This is a genomic window from Amycolatopsis eburnea (genome assembly GCF_003937945.1).
GTDB lineage: Bacteria > Actinomycetota > Actinomycetes > Mycobacteriales > Pseudonocardiaceae > Amycolatopsis > Amycolatopsis eburnea.
The window spans coordinates 64,399-83,694 of the sequence record NZ_RSEC01000066.1; the positions used below are offsets into that span (position 1 = coordinate 64,399).

Below are 19,296 nucleotides of genomic sequence, written 5' to 3' on the forward strand. Positions count from 1 at the left end.
GCGCTGGATACCGCGAATTCCGCGGAATTCAGCCCGAGAGCAGCCCCGGATCCGTCTCCGGCGGTCCCGACGGCCACCAGGCGTCCCCTTCACGGCGGTAGGGGTGCCACCGGCCACGGCGATCCAGCCGCAGCTGGACGTCGCCGATCGTGCAGTGGTTGCGCTCGAACACCGGGTCCTCGCCGGCGAGCGCGGCCCGCGCCGCCGCCAGCACCGGCTTCGGCGGGCTCCACGCCGAGTCCAGCACCTCGAGCCCGTCGCGTCCGCCGAACGACCACGCTGCCACCGCGCGGTCGAAGTCGGCACCCGTGCCGAGCCGCTCCGCCACGGCGGGGAATCGCGCGGCCAGCCGGACCGCGTCGGGCCGCCGTCCGGGCCACGGCTCGCCCGCCAGCACCGCCTGGGCCTGCGCCGCAGCGTTGGCCGCCAGCAGCTCGAACGCCGCCACGGGCACCCCCGGCGCCGCCGGGATCGACGGCGCGCCCGACGGCCGGAACGCCGCCAGGTCCGGCAGCGGCCCCGGCGTCCGGTCGGCCGGGACGACGGCCTCGGCCTCCGGCGCCAGCCGGCTTTCCAGCTCCTCCCGGATCTCCCGCTCGCCCCGCCCGCGCATCAGCAGCAGCACGAACGGGTCCGCGTCCAGCAGCCACGACGCCTGGAAAGACAACGCCGCCGCGTGCCAGCACGGCAGCTCCCAGCCCGGGCAGTCGCACTCCGGGTCGAGGTCGCCGATCCCAGGCAGCAGGTGCACCCCCGCGTCGTCCGCCGCCTCGACCAGGTCGTGCGGCATGTCCCGGTCCAGCAGCGCCGCCAGGTGCCCCGACCGCGACGCCACCCGGTCGAAGAACCGCGTCCAGTCGCCGTCCGACAGCTCCGCCAGCCGCAGCTCCGTGCGGAACGGCCCGCCGTCGGCGTCCTCGACGACCGCCGCGATCCGGCCCGGGCTGACCGTGATCGGCCCGACCAGCCCGGCCGCGGCGTACCGGCGGCCTTTCTTCAGCTGCCGCAGGTCCAGCGCGGTGTCCTCCATCGCGCGCACCCACGCCCGCCCCCACCACGAACGGGCGAACCGCCCGGCCGCCCCGAACGCGGGGAACCCGCGCACCCGGTCGTCGGTCATCCGCGGCTCCTCAGTTCGACGAGCTCCGCGAGCTCGGTGTCGGTCAGTTCCGTCAACGCCGCCTCGCCACCGGCCAGCACCGCGTCCGCCAGCGCCCGCTTCTCCCGCAGCATCGCCGCGATCCGGTCCTCGACCGTGCCCTCGGCCACCAGCCGGTGCACCTGCACCGGTTTCGTCTGCCCGATCCGGTAGGCCCGGTCGGTGGCCTGGTCCTCCACCGCCGGGTTCCACCAGCGGTCGAAGTGCACGACGTGGTCGGCGCGGGTCAGGTTCAGCCCCGTCCCGGCCGCCTTCAGCGACAGCAGGAACACCGGCACCTCGCCCGCCTGGAACCGCGCCACCAGCTCCTCGCGGCGAGCCACCGGCGTCCCGCCGTGCAGCAGCTGCGTCGCGATCCCGCGCCCGGCCAGGTGCTTCTCCAGCAGCCGCGCCATGGCGACGTACTGGGTGAACACCAGCACCGCGCCGCCCTCGGCGAGGATCGTGTCCAGCAGCTCGTCGAGCAGCTCCAGCTTGCCCGAGCGGCCACCCGGCTCCTTGAGGTACTGCGCGGGGTGGTTGCAGATCTGCTTGAGCGCGGTCAGCAGCTTCACGATCCGCCCGCGCCGCGCCATCCCGTCGCTGGCGGCGATGTCGGCCATCAGCTCCCGCACCACCGCCTCGTACAGCGCCACCTGATCCGGGCTCAGCGCCACCGGCCGGTCGGTCTCGGTCTTCGGCGGCAGCTCGGGCGCGATCCCCGGATCGGACTTGCGGCGCCGCAGCAGGAACGGCCGCAGCAGCCGCGAAAGCCGCTCGGCCGCCGCCGGGTCCCCGGCCTCGATCGGCTTCGCCCAGCGCTCCCGGAACTCCGGCAACGACCCCAGCAGGCCCGGCGCCGACCAGTCCAGGATCGCCCACAGCTCCGAGAGCGTGTTCTCCACCGGCGTGCCGGTCAGCGCCACCCGTGCCGCTGCCGGCACCAGCCGCAACGCCTTCGCCGTGCCCGAGCGGTGGTTCTTCACGTGCTGGGCCTCGTCGGCGACCAGCAGCCCCCACCGCACGGCGGCCAGCGGCGCCGGATCGGTGCGCAGCGTGCCGTACGTCGTCAGCACGAAGCCGTCGAGGTCCGCCAGCGAGCGGGCGCTGCCGTGGAAGCGCCGCACCGGCACCCCGGGCGCGAACCGGCGGATCTCGCGTTCCCAGTTGCCCAGCAGCGACGCCGGGCACACCACCAGCGTCGGCCCCGACGCCCGGTGCAGGTGCAGCGCGATCAGCGTGACCGTCTTGCCCAGGCCCATGTCGTCGGCCAGGCAGCCACCGAGCCCCAGCCCGGTCACCGTGGCCAGCCACTGCAGCCCGCGCAGCTGGTAGTCCCGCAGCTGCGCGGCCAGCCCGGCCGGGGGCACCTCGGGCTCCGGCGGCGCGGACAGCCGTTCCCGCAACCGCGCCAGCCAGCCCTCGGTGACGACCTCGACCGCTTCGCCGTCGACCTCGGTGGTTCCCGTGAGCACCGCGCCGAGCGCGTCCACCGGCGTCAGCGGCTTCAGCACCCGTTCCCGCGCCTTCGCCGCCAGCGCCGGGTCGACCAGCACCCACCGGTCACGCAGCCGCACCACCGCCCGGCGCGCCTCGGCCAGCTCGTCCAGCTCCGCCTCGGTCAGCACCTCACCGCCCAGCGCGAGCTGCCAGTCGAACTCCAGCGCCCGGCCGCCGCCGAAGAACGACGGCAGGTCACCCGGCGCGTCGCCGGCACGGACCACGGCCCGCGCCGTCAGCGACCCCGCCAGCTCGGCGGGCCAGTGCACCTCGATCCCGGCCGCCGCCAGCCGCGGGGCCGCGGCCGCGACCAGCTCGGTCACCTCGTCCTCGACCAGCGCCAGCTCGTCCGGCACCGCCGAAGTCAGCAACGGGCTCAGCGCCGGCCAGACCTGCGCGCCCCGCCGCAGCGCCAGCACGACGTCGATGCGCGCCCGCGGCCCGAACCGGCCGGTTTCCCACAGCTCCGCCGCGTCGGCGACCTGGCCGGGATCGGCCAGGCTGTGCACCTGCACCACCGCGCGGTAGCGGCCGGCGTCGAACCCGCCGGGCGCCTCGATCCGCAGCGACACCCGGATGCCCGAGTCCAGGCCCGCGGCCAGCTCGTCCGCCCAGTCGCGCAACGGCTCGGCCCGCTGCGGCGCGACCGCCGCGAACAACCGACTGCCGGCCGCCTTCGCCGCGGCGGGCGTGCGGGGCAGCGTGTCGGCGACGGCGTCGAGGAACGCCCGCAGCACCGGCTCCGGCGCCCGGCCGTCCGGCGGCATCGCGGCCGCGAGGTCGCGCAGCCACGCGGCTTCCGCCGGTTCCAGCGGCCCCACGCGCCAGGCGTCGTACCCGGCCGCGGTCACCCCCGGCAGCAGCCGCCCGGCGGCGACCAGCCGCAGCGCAGCCGTGGCAGCCGTTCCCCAGAACCCGTCCGGTTCGCGCAGCAGTTCCCCGAGCCCGTCCACGATGGACAGCTCACGGCCGTCCACGGCGAGCCGCCCGGCCCGCGGTGGTTCCCCCGGTGTGAAGTCGACGTTCAGTTCCCCAGCCTCCCGTATCGGCGCACGGACAGCGGTACGAAGACCGCGAGCAGTACCAGCGGCCAGACCACGGCCATCAGCACCGGGTGCGTGCTCACCCAGGACGTCCCGGCCGCGCCGGGGTTGCCGAACAACACCCGCGCGGCGGTCACCGTCGAGGACAACGGGTTCCACTCCGCCACGGTTCCCAGCCACGCCGGCATCGTCGCGGTCGCCACGAACGCGCTGGAGAGGAACCCGAACGGGAACTCCAGGGTCTGCGCGAGCGTCACCATCGACGGGTCCGACGTCAGCAGCCCCAGGTAGATCCCCGCCCACACCAGCGCCGTGCGCAGCAGGAGCAGCAGCCCGACCGCGGCCAGCGTCTCGGCCGGCGATCCGTGCGGGCGCCAGCCGACGGCGAACCCGCAGCCCAGCAGCACCACCAGCGCCAGCACCGCGTTCGCCAGGTCCGCGGCCACCCTTCCGGTCAGCACCGCCGACGGCGCCATCGGCAGCGACCGGAACCGGTCGGTGACGCCCTTGGTCGCGTCGTCCAGCACCGCGATCATCGTCCCCGACAGCCCGAACGCCATGGTCATGGCGAACATCCCCGGCATCAGGAACTCGCGGTAGGGGCCGCCGCCGGGCACGCTCATCCCGCCGCCGAGCAGGTAGGCGAAGATCAGCACCATCAGGATCGGGAACGCCACCACGGTCGCCAGCCGGGCCGGGCGCCGCGCCAGCTGAGCGAGGTAGCGCTGGGTCAGCGTCCAGCCGTCTTCCACCGCCCACCTCATCGCGCCACCCCCGTCAGCTCCAGGAACACCTCGTCCAGCGTCGGGTGCCGCAGCGCCACGTCGGCGAACGGCAGCTCGGTCGCCGCCAGCTCGCGCACGACGTCGGCCAGCATCGACGGTTCGGCCGGCGCGCTGACCCGCAGCTCCTCGGCGACCGGCTCGGCACCCGTGATGCGGGCCAGCAACGCCGTCGCCGCACCGAGGACGTCCGGATCGGTCAGCACCAGGTCGATCCGGGTCGCGCCGAGCGAGCCCTTCAGCTCCGCGGGCGTCCCTTCGGCGATGACGCGGCCGTGTTCCACCAGCGAGATCCGGTCGGCGAGCTGGTCGGCTTCCTCCAGGTACTGCGTCGTGAGCAGCACGGTCGTGCCGTCGGCGACCAGCGACCGCACCGCCCGCCACACTTCGAGGCGGCTGCGCGGGTCGAGCCCGGTCGTCGGCTCGTCGAGGAACAGCACCCGCGGCGCCGCCAGCAGCGAAGCGGCCAGATCGAGGCGTCGCCGCATGCCGCCCGAGTAGGCCGACACCGGCTTGGACCCCGTCTCGGCCAGGCCGAACCGCTCCAGCAGGTCGTCGGCCCGCCGCGTGGCCTCGCGCCGGCCCAGGTGGTGCAGCCGGCCGAACAGCACCAGGTTCTGCCGCCCGGACAGGATCTCGTCGACCGCGGCCTGCTGGCCGACCAGCCCGATCGCGGACCGCACTTTCGCTGATTCAGTGGCGACGTCGAAGCCGGCCACCCGTGCGACGCCCTCGTCGTGACGCAGCAGCGTGGACAGCACGCGCACCGCCGTCGTCTTGCCCGCGCCGTTCGGCCCCAGCAGGCCGCACAGGGTGCCCGCCGGGACGGACAGGTCGAACCCGTCGAGGGCGTACGCGTCGCCGTACCGCTTGCGGACCCCCTCGGCGTGGATCTGCGCAGTCATGCTCCCCCTTTTACTCTGTACGTTGTACGAAGAACGACAGTAGCACAACTCCGTACAAAGTACGAAGAACGGGTGGGCACAATGGCCGGTGTGAGCACCGAGGACAACGGCGAAGGCGACCCGCGCAGGGCGATCGAGCTGCTCTGGGGCGTCTCGCCCGCCCCGCGCCGGGGCCCGAAGCCGAAGCTGCGCACCGCCGACGTCGTCCGCGCGGCAGTGCTGCTGGCCGACGCCGACGACCTCGAAGCGGTCACCATCCGCCGCGTCGCCGAGCTGCTCGGCGTCTCCCCCATGTCCCTCTACACGTACGTGCCCGGCCGCGCCGAGCTGATCGACCTGATGGTCGACCACGTCCACGGCGAGCTCCCGGCCCCCGAGCCGGGCCTCGGCTGGCGCGAGGCGCTGACCGCCGTCGCCGAAGCGCAGTGGGCGCTGTTCCACCGGCACCCCTGGCTGCTGCAGGTCACCACCAGCCGCTCGGCGCTGGGCCCGCACAGCTTCGCCAAGTACGAGAACGAACTGCGCGCGGTCGAGGGCATCGGCCTCGACGACGTCGAGATGGACGCCGTGGTCGGCCTGATCACCGGCCTCGTCCGGACCACCGCGCGCAGCTCGGTCGACAACGCCCGCCTGGTCCGCGCCAGCGGCCTGACCGACGCGCAGTGGTGGGAGCGCGCCGCGCCGGTGCTGGCCGAAATCCCGGCCGCCGGTTCGGCGCACCACCCGATCTCCGCCCGGGTCGGCACGGCAGCGGGCGAAGCCCACAACGCCGCCGAGAACCCGGGCTACACCTTCCGCTTCGGTCTCGCCCGGATCCTGGACGGCATCGAAGTGCTCGTCTCAGAGCGTCAGCGGTAGCTTCGCCGGCCGCCAGGTCCCGCCGTCGGGCGCCCGGGGCACATCGCCGGCCAGCGCCAGGTCCGGGTAGCGGTCGAAGAGCAGCGACAGCGCCACCTCGGTCTCCACCCGGGCGATCGACGCGCCGAGGCAGAAGTGCGGGCCGTGCGAGAAGCCCAGCTGCGCCGGCCCCTTCCGGGTGACGTCGAGCCGGTCGGCGCCGTCGAACGCCCGCGGGTCGCGGTCGGCGGCCACCATCGCCGCCGTCACCCGCTCGCCCGCGCGGATGACCTTGCCGTCGACCTCGACGTCCTCGCGCGCGAACCGCGGCGTGGTCAGCAGCTGCGGACTGCAGAAGCGCATCAGCTCCTCGACCGCGCCCGGCCACAGCCGCGGGTCCGCGCGCAGCAGTTTCAGCTGGTCCGGGTGCCGCAGCAGCGCCTCGACGGCGTTGGCGACGAGGTTCACCGGCGTCTGCCCGGCCAGCACCAGGTGCCAGACCAGGGTGACCAGCTCCGTGTCGGTGAGCCGGTCGTCGTCCTGGGCGCGCACGAGGTCGCCGATGAGGTCGTCACCCGGCTCGGCCCGGCTGCGCGCCACGGCTTCCTTCGCGCCCTCGATGATCGCCGGGATGGCCGCGGCGAAGTCCGGCCCCACGCCGCTCGCGACCGCGGCACCGTACTCGCGCCAGCGCGGGCGGTCGGCCTGCGGGATGCCGGCCAGCTCGCAGATGACGTCCATCGGCAACGGCCGCGCGAAGTGCGCCACCAGGTCCACGACGCCGTCTTCGGCGTGCGCGGGCAGCGCGTCGAGCAGCCGCTCGGTGATGGCGACCAGACGCGGCCGCAGCTGCGCGGCGCGCTTCGGGGTGAAGGCCGGGGCGACCAGCCGCCGCAGCCGCAGGTGCTCCGGGCCGTCCTGCTCGGCCATGGTGCGCATGTACTCGAGGCAGTGCTCGGGGATGCCCGGCGGCCGCATAAAGCTCTCGGACCGGACCTCGAACCGCGGGTCGGCCAGCATCGCGCGGGCCTCGGCGTAGCGGGTCAGCGCCCAGAACGGGCCGAACCCGGGGATGACCAGCTTGGCCACCGCCCGCTGTTCCCGCGCGCGGTCGTAGGCGGTGAACGGGTCGGTGAGGACCGCGAGGTCCGTGAGATCGATTTCGGGGGTCATCCACCACTCCAGATGTTCAGATCAGATGGTCATGTCATCTCAGTGGTCACGGTATCTTGATCCCCGACACCGCGGCAAGGAGGACGATGGTCAGGCTCAGCAGGGCGGAAACCCAGGAACGCAACCGCGCCAAGGTGCTGGCCGCCGCCCGGGACGAGTTCGCCGGCCGAGGCTTCCGCGAAGCCAAGGTCGACGTCATCGCCGACCGCGCCGAGCTCACCCGCGGCGCGGTCTACTCCAACTTCCCCGGCAAGCGCGCCCTGTACTTCGCCGTACTGGCCGACCTCGCCGAGCGCGCCCCGCGCCCGGCCACCCCGCCCCCCGACGCGAGCGCCGCCGACGTCCTGGCCGCGTTCGCCCGCGCCTGGGTCGCGCGCCTGCCCCTGGCCACCGACAGCGACGGCGAAGACGCCCGCCTCGCCCGCGACCTGCTGCCCGAGGTCCTCGCCGACGAGCACACCCGCCGGCCGTTCGCCCAGCTCATGCGCGTCAACGCGATCCTGCTCGGCCTCGCCCTCGAACGCACCCGACCGGGACGGCGGCTCGTGCGGGTCGCCGAAGCCGCCCTCACGACACTGCACGGCGCGAGCCAGCTGGCGGCCGCCGCGCCCGGCTTCGGCGAGCCGTTCCACCTCGTCACCGCCTGCACCGCGTTGCTCGACCTCGACCTGAGCGACGACTGGCCCGCGGTCCCGCCGATCACCACCCAGGCCCGGCCCGCCGACCAGCCGTGGCAGCCACCCGCGGCGACGGACCTGCTGACCGGCGAAACCATCCGGCCGGGCGACGGCGTCGTCACCGTCCTCGGCCTGCACCGCGCCTCGGCCTTCGAGGAAGCCGTCCGCACCGGCGCCGACGTCACCGCCGTGCTCGTCACCAGCGACCCGGGCGAACTCGCCCCGCTGGCCCGCCTCGCCGTCGCCGACCTGCGCGGCTGCCTCGACCAGGCGATCGCCCCGCCGGCCCGCCCCCGCCTGCGGCTCGTCTGCGACGCGAGCGGCGAGCTGGCCGCGGCCGCCGGCGTCACCGCGGTCAGCGACGCGACCGAAACGGCGGTGCGGGTCGAGGACGGCCGGATCGTGGCGCGCGCCGAGGGGTTCGGCGCCTGCCACGCCGCCGCTGTCGATCCCGGGCCGGCCCGTTCGTCGGGTGGGTGAACCGGCGGGAGGAGCACGAGGTGGACGTCGAGACCGCGGTCGCCGAAGCGTTCCGCGACGAGTGGGGCCAGGTCGTGGCCACGCTCATCCGGGTCACCGGCGACTGGGACCTGGCCGAGGAGTGCGCCCAGGAGGCGTTCGCCCTCGCCCTGCGCACCTGGCCCCGCGACGGCGTCCCGCGCAAGCCCGGCGCCTGGCTGACCACCGCCGCCCGCAACCGCGCCACCGACCGGCTCCGCCGCGACGCCGTCGGTGCCGCCAAGCTCGAGGAGGCCGCCCGCGTGCACGTCCCCGGCGAACCCGCACCCGACGACGACAGCGGCGTCACCGACGACCGGCTGCGCCTGATCTTCACCTGCTGCCACCCCGCGCTGGCCACCGAAGCCCAGGTCGCGCTCGCGCTGCGCACCCTGGCCGGCCTGTCCACCGCCGAGATCGCCCGCGCCTTCCTCGTCCCGGAAGCGACCATGTCGCAACGGCTCGTGCGGGTGAAGCGCAAGATCCGCCACGCCCGCATCCCCTACCGCGTCCCGCCCGCGCACCTGCTGCCCGAACGCACCAACGCCGTGCTCGGCGTGCTGTACCTGACGTTCAACGAGGGCTACTCCGCCAGCGCCGGACCCGACCTGCAGCGCCCCGACCTCGCCGCCGAAGCCGTCCGCCTCGCCCGCGTCCTGGCCGGGCTGATGCCCGACGAACCCGAAGCGCTCGGCCTGCTCGCGCTGCTACTGCTCCAGCACGCCCGCCGCGCCACCCGCGTCGGCGACGACGGCGAGCTCGTCCCGCTCGAAGAGCAGGACCGCACCCGCTGGGACGCCGAGCGCATCACCGAAGGCACGCAGGTACTGGAGACCGCGTTGCGCCGACGCCGGCCAGGGCCGTACCAGATCCAGGCCGCCATCGCCGCCTGCCACGCGACCGCGGCCCGCGCCGCCGACACCGACTGGCCGCAGATCGCCGGCCTCTACCGCGAGCTGCGCAAGTTCGTCCCCAGCGCCGTCGTCGACCTCAACCGGGCCGTCGCGGTCGGCATGGCCGAGGGCCCCGCGGCCGGCCTCGCCCTGCTCGACGACCTGGACCTGCCGAACTACCACCTGCTGCCGGCCACCCGCGCCGACTTCCTCCGCCGTCTCGGCCGTCACGACGAAGCCGCCCGGTGGTACGCCGCCGCGCGCGAGCTGGCGCCCACCGACGCCGAGCGCGCCTACCTCACGCGAAGGATTTCGGAGACGGTGTCTTTCCCGGGCGCTCCCGTTCGTCGGGTGGACGAACCCCGACCGGAGGAGACCCCATGACCACCCTCGCCGTGCCCGGCGCGACCCTCACCTACGACGTCACCGGCAGCGGCCCCGTCCTGCTGCTCGTGCCCGGCGGCGCCGCCGACTCCACCATGTTCGCCCCGATCCGCCCGCTGCTGGCCGAGCACCACACCGTCGTCACCTACGACCCCCGCGGCATCTCCCGCAGCCCCCTGCACGGCGAGCCCGGCCCCGACACCATCCGCGAACACGCCGACGACGTCCACCGCCTGCTCACCGAGGTCGGTCCCGCCGACGTCTTCGCCAGCAGCGGCGGCGCGATCACGCTGCTCGAGCACGTCGTGCGCCACCCCGGCGAGGTCCGCATCGCCGTGCTGCACGAACCGCCGGTCACGCGTTACCTCGGCGCCGGCGTCCTCGACGGCCCGGACATCCCGGCGATCTACCGCGAGCACGGCATCGGCGCCGCGATCGCCGCCTTCATGGAGATGGCCGGGTTCGACATCGCCCCGCCCACCGACCCCACACCCGAAGAGCTCGCCCACATGAAGGTGATGGAAGGCAACTTCGCCTACTTCTTCGGGCACCTGATGGCCGCGATCGGCGCCTACGAGCCCGACCTCGACGCGCTGCGGGCGACGTCCGCGCGGCTGGTCGTCGGCGTCGGGGAGAAGTCCGCCGGCCTGCCCGCCCACGAAGCGGGCCTGGGCCTGGCCGCCGATCTCGGGCTCACCGCCGAGCCGTTCCCCGGCGACCACGGCGGCTTCGAAGCCGAGCCGGTCGCTTTCGCCTCGCGCCTGCGCGCCGTCCTGGAAGGATGCTGACATGCGGTACCTGCTGATGATCGCCGGCGACGAGAGCGCCGAAGCACACCAGAACGACGGCTGCGGCGGCTGGGGCGAGGACCTCGAACGCCGCGGCAAGATCCACGGTGGCGGCGGCCTGCGCCCGCCGTCGGAAGCCACGACCATCCGGGTGCGCGACGGCGAAGTCCTGCTCACCGACGGGCCGTTCACCGAGGCCAAGGAACAGATCGGCGGCTTCGTCGTGATCGAGTGCGACGACCTCGACGAAGCGCTCGAGGTCGCGGCCAAGCACCCCGCCGCCACCTACGGCAGCATCGAAGTCCGCCCGATGCTCGGCCCGGAGGACTTCGCCTGATGCCCGCGATCGTCGAGCGGACGGCCCAGCGGTACGTCGCCGAACGCGCCACCGTCACCATCCCGGAGTTCCCGCGCATCGCCGACCGGCTCCCGGCCCTGATCGGCACCGTCGTCCCGGCGGGAGCGCCGTTCTTCCGCTACCGGGTGCTGCACCCGGGGATGCGGTTCACCGTCGAAGCCGGCGTGCCCGTCGACGACGGCTTCGCCCCGGAAGCCCCGGCCTTCGCCGGCGAGCTCCCGGCGGGCCACTACGTCCTCGACACCTACGTCGGCGCCCCCGACGGCCTGGCCGCCGCGACCGCGTCGGTCCTGGAATGGGGTGCGGCCGAGGGCATCGAGTGGGACCGCCGCGAAGGACCCGACGGCGAAGAGTGGGGCTGCCGCCTGGAAGTGCTGCGCAGCAACCCCCTCGAAGTGCCCGACCCCGCCCAGTGGGTCACCGACCTGCTCTTCCGCATCGCGGACTGATCAGCCGCGCTGGGTGAGCACGGCCGCGACCAGGCAGCCGAAACCGGCCGTGCTCACCACCGCGCGCACGACGTTCCAGCGCACCCACACCGCCTCGAACCGGGCCCGCACCGCCGCGTAGTCGTCACCGCCGGCGTCCAGCGCGTTGTTGAGCGGCACGTTCACCACCCCGGTGATCACCAGCATCGCCACCAGGAACGCGAACCCGGCGATCACCCACGGCCGCGCCCCGGTGCCGAGGAACACCGCCACGCCCGCCAGCACGGGCGCGCCCAGGAACGTCAGCATGAACACCGGGTTCAGGATCGCGACGTTGATCCCGCGCATCCCCTCGACGAACGTCTTGTCGTCCCCGCGCGCCAGGCCCGGCATCACCGAGCAGGCGTAGGCGTAGAACAGCCCGGCGATCAGCCCGGCCGCGACCAGCGCGGCCACCAGCACCACAATGGACATCGGTTTCCCCTTCTCCTTCACCCCCTGAGTCAACCGCCCAGCGATGAGACTCTCCATAGTTCAGAACCTCGATGGCATGTTCCAGCGTCTACACTTCGGCGCATGGACCCGCTTGCCGCGCTCCTCGACGGCCCCCGCGCCCACGGCGCCTTCCTGCTGCGCTCGGTCCTGACTCCGCCGTGGTCGCTGCGCATCGAAGACCGGGCACCCCTGACCGTCGTGGCCGTGGTCCGCGGCGAAGCGTGGATCGTGCCCGACGGCGGAGAAGCGGTCTCGATGGGCGAAGGCGACGTCGCGATCGCCCGCGGCCCCGACCCGTACCTGGTCGCCGACCACCCCGCGACGCCACCGCAGGCGATCATCCTGCCCGGCCAGGAGTGCCGGACCCCCGACGGCGGGCACCTCACCGAGCTCGCCGGCCTCGGCGTCCGCACCTGGGGTCACGGCACCGACGGCCCGGTCGTGCTGCTGACCGGCACGTACACGATGGAAGGCGAGCTGAGCAAACGGCTGCTGGCGGCCCTGCCCGCGTTGATCGTCCTGCGGGCGGCCGACTGGCCGACCCCGCTGGTGGCGCTGCTCGCCGCCGAGATCGGCCGGGACGTGCCGGGCCAGGAAGCCGTCCTCGACCGGCTGCTCGACCTGCTGCTGATCGCGGCGCTGCGGGCCTGGTTCGACCGGCCGGACACCGCGGCGCCCGCCTGGTACCGCGCCCACGAAGACCCGGTCGTCGGCCAGGCGCTGCGGCTGCTGCAGCACCAGCCGGCCGAACCGTGGACGGTCGCGGAACTCGCTTCGGCCACCGGCATTTCCCGCGCCGCGCTGGCCCGCCGCTTCGCCGTGGCGGTCGGCGAGACCCCGATGGCCTACCTGACCGGGTGGCGGCTCGCGCTGGCCGCGGACCTGCTGCGCCAGCACCGGGAAACCACGATCGGTTCGGTGGCCCGCCAGGTCGGGTACGGCAGCGCGTTCGCCCTCAGCACGGCCTTCAAGCGCGAATTCGGCGTCAGCCCGCAGCAGTACCGGACGCGGGAACCAGCGTCGTGAGGGCTTCGCCGGTGGCGCGGGGCTCGATGAGCGCGGCGGTCATTTCAGCGCCTCACCCAGCCGGTCGAGCCAGTCGCCCGTGCCCTGCTCGCGCCACTCCGGCTGCTCGGCGCTGTCGAGGAAGGCGCCCTGCTCGGTGAGCACCAGCCGGGTGCCGTCGCCGTCGGCTTCGAATTCGACCGTGGTGATCGACACCGTGGCGAGCGCGGTCCCGCCGCTCAGTGTCGTGGCGTAGACGATCCGCCGCTGCGGCACGATGTCGTGGTAGGTCGAGACGACGCTCAGCTTCGTGTCGTCCGGACCCAGCGCGTCGACGGTCTCCGTGCCGCCGACCCGGAAGTCCAGGGTGTGCGTGCCGTCCGGGACGAACCAGCGCGCCTTCGCGGCCGGGTCCGACCACGCGGCGAAGACGCGCTCCGGCGGTACGGGGTAGGTGCGTTCGAGGGTGAAGGTGGCGTGCTTGACGGTCATGACGTGCTCCCTTCCGAGGTCCCCGGCCCGGCGAGGAAGTCACCGAGCCGGTCGAGCCTGCCCTCCCACGTGGTGCGCTGCCGCCCCAGCCAGTGCTCGCCGGCGCGCAGCACCTCCGGTTCGATCCGGCAGGTGCGGACGCGGCCGACCTTTTCCGACCGCACGATCCCCGCGGTCTCCAGCACCTGGAGGTGCTGCACGACCGCGGCCAGCGACATGGTCAGCGGCGCGGCCAGCTCACTGACCGACGCCGGACCGCGCACGAGCCGCTCCACCAGCGCCCGCCGCGTCCGGTCGCCCAGTGCGCGGAACACCAGGTCCAGCGACTCCTCATGGTTAAGCATCTACTTAAGTTAGGTCCAGGACCGGCGGTTGGTCAAGTAACTGCTTAAGTGTTTCGGGTAGCTCCGGCGTGTCACGCAGGAGGGTGAGCACTCGGCTCAGTTCCCGCTCGGCCGCGTCGCCCCGGCTCACCGCGGCCCGGAGTTCGGCGCCGAGGTTCGTGGTGGTCTCGTGCATCGAGCGGACGGTCTGCTCGTGCGCGGCCTGCGCCTCGGCGAGCCGCTGGTCGTACCCGGCGCGCAGGCGCTCGGCATCGACCCGGGCGCGTTCCTCCTGCGCCGCAACGGCTTTGGCGTGGTCCGCGCGGGCGGCGTCGAGCCGTTCCTGGACGGCGTCCGCGCGCCGTTCGGCCGCCTCGACCCTCGCGGCGGCAGCCTCGGTACGGCCGCGTTCCTCGTCGGTGGCCGCGCGGGCGGCGGCCAGTTCGGCGGTCAGGGTCGCGATCGCCGCGGCGCGTTCGCCGGCCAAGGCCGCGGAGGCGTCAGCGCGATCGGCGACCCGGGCGAGTTCGTCCCGGACGGCGGCCAGCTGCCCTTCGGCCCGCTGCTGCTCCTGCACGGCGGCGCGCCGGGCCGCGAGCTCCTCGTCCCGCTCCCGCAGCGCGGCGGTTTTGACCTGTTCGGCGGCTTTCGCCGCGGCGACAGCGGCTTCGGCCTCATCCCGGTCGTGCGCGGCGGCGGCTTCGGCACGGCCACGCTGCAGCCGATGTTCGTCGGCTTCGGCCAGCGCCGCGTCCCGCTCGGCGAGGGCGGCAGCCGTGGTCGCCTCGAGCTGGTGGCGCAGCGTCGTGAGCGTCTCGACGAGCCCGCGAGCCGGTTCGAGCACCCGATCGACCTGACCGGCGAGCGCCGTGACGGCGGTGTCGTCCAGCTCGGTGTCGCTCTCCCGCAGCGACTCGGCGTCCGCCAGCACGGCCTCGGCGTCCCGGCAGGTGAGGTTCCGCCGCCCCCAGGTTTTCCCGTCCTGGCAGAACCGCGCCCGGCTCCCCCGCCCCACCGCGGGCGGCAGCGGCGCTCCGCATCGCCGGTACTCGCAAACCCGGATCTGACCAGCGTCTTCCGTCATGATCGAGAGCGTATCAAGGCTGCTAATCAGAACTAGAACCATCTGTTCAAAATCTAAAGATAGAGGCCCCGGGGTCTGGGTTTGGATAAGGTCACATATCCGAACCCAGACGAGCCTGATGGGCCGGAGCGTCCACAAAAACTGGGTGCCCCCTTGCCTCGCGCCCGGACGAGTGGTTTGCGGTCCGCCTGCGTAACGATGGCTGCGGCACCGGCGAGTCAGGGACGGTGAGCGCACCGCAACCTCCGGAGGTCCTGCCCCTCCAGACCGTCGACGGCGTCTCCTACGGCGTCGCAAGGACCAATCGTCCGTGGGACCTCCCGGTGGACGCTTTGGCGGTGTCCGTCGGAGCGTCCTTCGGCCAGGTCGCCCAAGCGCTGGCCCAGGAATTCCCCGCCATCGACTGGGATGCGATACCGCTCGACCCGATCACCTCCGACTCGCCCTCGGTCATCGACATCGGTGAGCACACCGGGCAACGTCAGCTCCGGCTGGCGGTGCTGGCGACTCCGCACTCCCCTGAGTTGCGGGCGGCGATGGCGGAATCGATCACCACCGCGTCGGCGAGCGCCATCACGGCCGCCGCCGATGCCGGCGCGACGGCCGTTGCCTTGCCGCTCTTCGCCACCGGGGACCTGGGGGCCCAGCCGCGCGTCGCCGCCGCCGCGTTGATCGCGGGGGCTCAGGCCGTGCACCGCACCGTCCGCAAGGTGATCTTCTTCTCGCTCCGCGGGGACCACGTGCAGACGATCGCGCAGGTGTGGGCGGCCTTGCCCCTGTCCGCGCGCACCACCGGCGAACCGGCGACGTCGGCGTACTCGACCGACGAGCTCGCGGGCGGGATGGCGAAGGACCTCGTCGATCCGAACGAGTGCATCCCGCTCGCCCGGGACGGCCTCGGCGTCAAGCCCTACGTCTCGATGCTCGCCACGGTGATCGCCGCGAAGGACACGCCGTTGCCGTTGTCGATCGGCGTCTTCGGTGAGTGGGGCGCCGGAAAGAGCTTCTTCATGGGCATGCTGCGCGGCCAGGTCAAGAAGCTGGAAGGAACGCCGGGTCAATGCGCGAAGATCGCGCAAATCGGGTTCAACGCCTGGCACTACGCCGATGCGAACCTCTGGGCCAGCCTCGGGGACGAGATCTTCCGCCAGCTGGCGGAGCCGGCCCGGCAGCCCGGCGAGCCGGACACCGAGCACCTGGCCCGGCTCCGAGAAGGCAACCTCCTGCGCGAACAGCTGTCCGCCGAACTGGAGCAGCGGAGGCAACTGACCGCGGTGACCGAGCGCGCGCAGGTGGAGGCCGCAGCCCTGAAGCGCAAGATCAGCGAAGCTCGGGAGAGTCGAAAAGGCCGTGCGGTCAACTTGGTGACGGCCGTGTCCAAGTCCGCTTCGCTCCGGAAGCAGTACGCCGGGTTGTGGCGGGAACTCGGCGTTGACGGCGACCCCGTCGAACAGGGCGAACTCCTGGCCGACGAGATCCAAGGGGTGCGCCGGGAGGTCGGGGAGCTCCGCCGCATTTCACGCTATCGCCACGGTACGGCCGTCCTGATCGCCGCCGGGATCCTGCTGCTGGCCGGACTGTGCCTGACCGCCGTCGTCCCGGACGTGCGAAGCGTGGTGATCGGGATCTGCGTGGTGTGCGCGCCCCTGACCGCGGCCGGGCTCAAACTCATGAGCGCGGCCCGAGCCGGGCTGGGGCGGCTGCGGACCCTGGCTCGGGAGGTGCAGGGCGCCCTCGACGATGCCATGCAGGAGGACGTGTCCGCGCTGCGCCAGGCCGACGTCGACGCGCAGATCGCGGAAAGGCAGCTGGACGAAGTCGTCGCGCGGATCGGCGAACTGGGTCGGCAGCTCACCGAGCTGACACCGGGGCGGCGGCTGTACGCCTTCATCGCCGAACGTTCCCGCACCGACGACTACCACGGCAACCTCGGCCTCATCTCCACCATCCGCAAAGACTTCGAGAAGCTCGTCGCGCTGATGACGGCTCCGGCCGGGAAGCACGATGGCGGACCCCGTCCGCTGGATCGGATCGTGTTGTACATCGACGACCTCGACCGGTGCAGCCCGTCGCAGGTGGTCGAGGTGCTCCAAGCCGTGCACCTGCTGCTCGCGTTCGACCTGTTCGTGGTGGTCGTCGGCGTGGATCCGCGCTGGCTGCTGCGCTCGCTCAGCGCGCACTACGACCGGTTGATCGAAGCGGATCCCGTCGTGCGGGCCGGCGAGTGGCACGTGACTCCGGAGGACTACCTGGAGAAGATCCTCAACATCCCGTTGGTCCTGCCCCGGATGCCGCCGGGAAGCCTTGCGCGGTTGCTGCGCGGCATGGTCGAAGGTCCGCCCGCAGAGCACGTCGACGACACAGAACCGGAGCCTGCCGACGTCACCGTCGACGCAGCAGCCGGACAGGATCGCCCAGCCACGAGCATTCCCGTGGAGCCTGGTTCGCAGGTGGCCGCGCAGCTGGATCCGGCCGAGCCACCCAAGCCCCCGCAGCCGCTGACCGAGCTCGAGCTCGCGCTCCTCGCACGGCTGGATCGGATGATCGACACGCCTCGGGATGCGAAGCGCCTCATCAACCTCTACCGGATGCTGCGCGCGACCCGGGACCTTTCGGCGGCGTCGGCCTTCCTCGACCACGAGTACGAAGCGGTGGTCGTGTTGCTGGGCGTGTGCACCGCGCACGGCCGACTGCTCGGAAGATTGTCCGACGCGCTGCTCAGCCGGAGTTCGGAGGAACCGTGGAGCGACTTCGTCGCTGACCTGCTGCCGGTCAAGAGCGAAGACCAGTGGACCAGCCGGGCCGTCGGCCGGATATCAGGCGATGAGGTCGTGCACTGGGAGCACCTTCACCGGAGCCTGTCCGAGCTCGAGCCCCTGATCACGCTGCCGGACATCCGCGTTTTCCAGACCTGGGTTCCGCGCGTTCGCCGGTTCTCCTACGCTCTCTCGCCGAGCAGCCGCTGACGGCACGCAGCGAGTTTGCGCCGCAGAAGCTCCCGCTCGGCACCGTTCCCCGTCAGCTCGATCGCCACCGCGTACGCCTCCGCCGCCTCCTCCGGGCGGCCGAGCCGGTCCAGCAGGTCCGCGCGGATCGCGTGGTACAGCCCGAAACGCGGGAGATCGAGGGCCTCGACCAGCGCCAGCCCCGCCGCCGGTCCCTCGACCTCGGCGACCGCGACCGCCCGGTTCAAGGCCACCACCGGCGTCGGCGCGATGGCCAGCAGCTGGTCGTACAGCGCCTTGACCTGCGTCCAATCGGTCGGGGCGTCGCTGTGGACGGCCTGGATCGCCGCCTGGATCTGGTACGGGCCCGGCTGGTTGCGGCGCAGGCAGCGGCGGACGATCTCCTGGCCCTCGGCGATCGATGCCGCGTCCCAGCGGGACCGGTCCTGGTCGGCCAGCAGCACCAGGTCGCCGTCCGGGGTCGTGCGGGCGGCCCGGCGTGAGTGGCTGAGCAGCAGCAACGCGAGCAGGCCCCAGACCTCCGGCTCGTCGGGCATCAGCCCGGCCAGTGCCCGGGTCAGCCGGATCGCCTCGCCGCAGAGGTCGTCGCGGACCAGGTGCTCCCCTGTGCTGGCCGTGTAGCCCTCGTTGAAGATCAGGTACAGCACGCCCAGCACGCCCGACAGCCGTGCGGGCAGGTCGGCGTCCTGCGGGACGCGGTACGGGATGCCCGCGTCGCGGATCTTGTTCTTCGCGCGGACGATCCGCTGGGCCATCGTGGGCTCGGGCACCAGGAACGCGGCCGCGATCTCCGCCGTCGTCAAGCCGCCGAGCAGCCGCAGCGTCAACGCCACCTGCGTCGGGCGGGCCAGCGCCGGGTGACAGCAGGTGAAGATCAGCCGGAGCCGGTCGTCGGGCACGGCGCCCTCCTCCACGGGCTCGGCTTCGGCGTGCGTCAGCGCCGCCTGGGCGTGCTTGTCCGCGCGCGCGGCCTCGCGGCGCAGCCGGTCGACCGCGCGGTTGCGGGCGGTGGTGATGATCCAGCCCGTCGGGCTCGGCGGGAGCCCGGCGGCCGGCCAGCGCCGGACGGCCTCGGCGAACGCGTCCTGCACGGCCTCTTCGGCGACGTCGATGTCCCCGAAGACCCGGACCAGGACCGACACCGCGCGCCCGTACTCGGCGGCGTAGACGTCCTCGATCCTCATCCGCTGAACGGCCGCACCTCGACCGGCAGCGGCGCCACGGCGTCGGCGAGGCGCCCGCCCCAGGCGAGGGCCGCGTCGAGGTCGGGGGCGGTGATGATGGTGAACCCGCCGAGGTGTTCCTTGCCCTCTGCATAGGGGCCGTCGGTGACGAGGGTGTCTCCGTCGGTGGCGCGCAGCACGGTGGCCGTCGAGGGCGGGTGCAGGCCGCCGGCGAACACCCACGCCCCGGCCGCCTTGAGGTCGGCGTTCAGCGCGTCGAGCTTCTTCACGACCTCGTCGAGCACCTCCGGCGGCGGGGTGGGGCCGTCCGGCTGGTAGATGCTGAGCAGGTACTGCTTCACGT

Annotated in this window: 19 protein-coding genes; 8 read left to right on the top strand and 11 right to left on the bottom strand. The window is 73.3% G+C overall.

Annotated features, from left to right (window positions below; all coding sequences use genetic code 11):
* Window positions 1-28: 28 nt before the first annotated feature.
* The 4 genes from EIY87_RS46355 to EIY87_RS46370 are packed head-to-tail and all read right to left on the bottom strand — an operon-like array spanning window position 29 to window position 5,368.
* On the bottom strand, window positions 29-1,120 hold the full coding sequence (locus EIY87_RS46355) for an SWIM zinc finger family protein (protein WP_125316479.1): 1,092 nt from the start codon (window positions 1,118-1,120) through the stop codon (window positions 29-31).
* Window positions 1,117-3,615: a DEAD/DEAH box helicase gene (locus tag EIY87_RS46360; protein ID WP_125316480.1), complete on the bottom strand. Its 2,499-nt coding sequence runs from the start codon at window positions 3,613-3,615 to the stop codon at window positions 1,117-1,119. The genes EIY87_RS46355 and EIY87_RS46360 overlap by 4 nt, the downstream gene beginning before the upstream one ends.
* 47 nt (window positions 3,616-3,662) lie before the next feature.
* Complete coding sequence (locus EIY87_RS46365; protein ID WP_125316481.1) at window positions 3,663-4,445, bottom strand: ABC transporter permease; 783 nt, start codon at window positions 4,443-4,445, stop codon at window positions 3,663-3,665.
* Complete coding sequence (locus EIY87_RS46370) at window positions 4,442-5,368, bottom strand: ATP-binding cassette domain-containing protein (RefSeq protein ID WP_125316482.1); 927 nt, start codon at window positions 5,366-5,368, stop codon at window positions 4,442-4,444. Before EIY87_RS46370 ends, EIY87_RS46365 begins: the two co-directional genes overlap by 4 nt.
* An 81-nt stretch (window positions 5,369-5,449) precedes the next feature.
* On the opposite strand from EIY87_RS46370, the gene EIY87_RS46375 reads away from it, so the two are divergent.
* Window positions 5,450-6,226 (top strand): TetR/AcrR family transcriptional regulator, encoded by a 777-nt coding sequence (locus EIY87_RS46375; protein ID WP_125316483.1) that lies wholly within the window; start codon window positions 5,450-5,452, stop codon window positions 6,224-6,226.
* Here the strand turns inward: EIY87_RS46375 and EIY87_RS46380 are convergent.
* Complete coding sequence (locus EIY87_RS46380) at window positions 6,209-7,378, bottom strand: cytochrome P450 family protein (protein WP_125316484.1); 1,170 nt, start codon at window positions 7,376-7,378, stop codon at window positions 6,209-6,211. The two genes, EIY87_RS46375 and EIY87_RS46380, sit on opposite strands and share 18 nt — an antisense overlap.
* An 86-nt stretch (window positions 7,379-7,464) precedes the next feature.
* On the opposite strand from EIY87_RS46380, the gene EIY87_RS46385 reads away from it, so the two are divergent.
* Genes EIY87_RS46385 through EIY87_RS46405 form a run of 5 tightly spaced genes read left to right on the top strand, consistent with a single transcriptional unit; the run spans window position 7,465 to window position 11,425 of the window.
* On the top strand, window positions 7,465-8,535 hold the full coding sequence (locus tag EIY87_RS46385; protein WP_125316485.1) for a TetR/AcrR family transcriptional regulator: 1,071 nt from the start codon (window positions 7,465-7,467) through the stop codon (window positions 8,533-8,535).
* A gap of 20 nt (window positions 8,536-8,555) precedes the next feature.
* Entirely contained in the window at window positions 8,556-9,830 is a 1,275-nt protein-coding gene (locus EIY87_RS46390) for an RNA polymerase sigma factor (RefSeq protein ID WP_125316486.1), read from the top strand.
* A complete protein-coding gene (locus EIY87_RS46395; RefSeq protein ID WP_125316487.1) occupies window positions 9,827-10,618 on the top strand; it encodes an alpha/beta fold hydrolase in 792 nt (263 codons plus the stop codon). The genes EIY87_RS46390 and EIY87_RS46395 overlap by 4 nt, the downstream gene beginning before the upstream one ends.
* A gap of 1 nt (window position 10,619) precedes the next feature.
* Complete coding sequence (locus EIY87_RS46400; protein WP_125316488.1) at window positions 10,620-10,955, top strand: YciI family protein; 336 nt, start codon at window positions 10,620-10,622, stop codon at window positions 10,953-10,955.
* Window positions 10,955-11,425 carry a GyrI-like domain-containing protein gene (locus EIY87_RS46405; RefSeq protein ID WP_125316489.1) on the top strand — a complete coding sequence of 157 codons (471 nt, stop codon included), beginning with the start codon at window positions 10,955-10,957 and terminating at the stop codon, window positions 11,423-11,425. The genes EIY87_RS46400 and EIY87_RS46405 overlap by 1 nt, the downstream gene beginning before the upstream one ends.
* On the opposite strand, the gene EIY87_RS46410 is transcribed toward EIY87_RS46405, so the two are convergent.
* Window positions 11,426-11,878 carry an anthrone oxygenase family protein gene (locus tag EIY87_RS46410; RefSeq protein ID WP_125316490.1) on the bottom strand — a complete coding sequence of 151 codons (453 nt, stop codon included), beginning with the start codon at window positions 11,876-11,878 and terminating at the stop codon, window positions 11,426-11,428. It lies immediately after the preceding gene.
* 102 nt (window positions 11,879-11,980) lie between these two features.
* Between EIY87_RS46410 and EIY87_RS46415 the strand changes: the two genes are divergently transcribed.
* Window positions 11,981-12,925 (top strand): AraC family transcriptional regulator, encoded by a 945-nt coding sequence (locus EIY87_RS46415; RefSeq protein WP_125316491.1) that lies wholly within the window; start codon window positions 11,981-11,983, stop codon window positions 12,923-12,925.
* Window positions 12,926-12,964: 39 nt separating this feature from the next.
* On the opposite strand, the gene EIY87_RS46420 is transcribed toward EIY87_RS46415, so the two are convergent.
* The 3 genes from EIY87_RS46420 to EIY87_RS46430 are packed head-to-tail and all read right to left on the bottom strand — an operon-like array spanning window position 12,965 to window position 14,803.
* A complete protein-coding gene (locus tag EIY87_RS46420) occupies window positions 12,965-13,396 on the bottom strand; it encodes an SRPBCC family protein (protein WP_125316492.1) in 432 nt (143 codons plus the stop codon).
* Window positions 13,393-13,740 (bottom strand): ArsR/SmtB family transcription factor, encoded by a 348-nt coding sequence (locus EIY87_RS46425; RefSeq protein WP_125316493.1) that lies wholly within the window; start codon window positions 13,738-13,740, stop codon window positions 13,393-13,395. Before EIY87_RS46425 ends, EIY87_RS46420 begins: the two co-directional genes overlap by 4 nt.
* Window positions 13,741-13,744: 4 nt before the next feature.
* Window positions 13,745-14,803: a coiled-coil domain-containing protein gene (locus EIY87_RS46430; protein ID WP_225440443.1), complete on the bottom strand. Its 1,059-nt coding sequence runs from the start codon at window positions 14,801-14,803 to the stop codon at window positions 13,745-13,747.
* Window positions 14,804-15,141: 338 nt separating this feature from the next.
* On the opposite strand from EIY87_RS46430, the gene EIY87_RS46435 reads away from it, so the two are divergent.
* The gene (locus EIY87_RS46435) at window positions 15,142-17,769 is read left to right on the top strand and encodes a P-loop NTPase fold protein (protein ID WP_125316494.1); all 2,628 of its coding nucleotides are present in this window, start codon (window positions 15,142-15,144) and stop codon (window positions 17,767-17,769) included.
* On the opposite strand, the gene EIY87_RS46440 is transcribed toward EIY87_RS46435, so the two are convergent.
* Complete coding sequence (locus EIY87_RS46440; protein ID WP_125316495.1) at window positions 17,742-18,953, bottom strand: RNA polymerase sigma factor; 1,212 nt, start codon at window positions 18,951-18,953, stop codon at window positions 17,742-17,744. The two genes, EIY87_RS46435 and EIY87_RS46440, sit on opposite strands and share 28 nt — an antisense overlap.
* Window positions 18,950-19,294 (bottom strand): YciI family protein, encoded by a 345-nt coding sequence (locus tag EIY87_RS46445; RefSeq protein ID WP_125316682.1) that lies wholly within the window; start codon window positions 19,292-19,294, stop codon window positions 18,950-18,952. Before EIY87_RS46445 ends, EIY87_RS46440 begins: the two co-directional genes overlap by 4 nt.
* Window positions 19,295-19,296 lie beyond the last annotated feature (2 nt).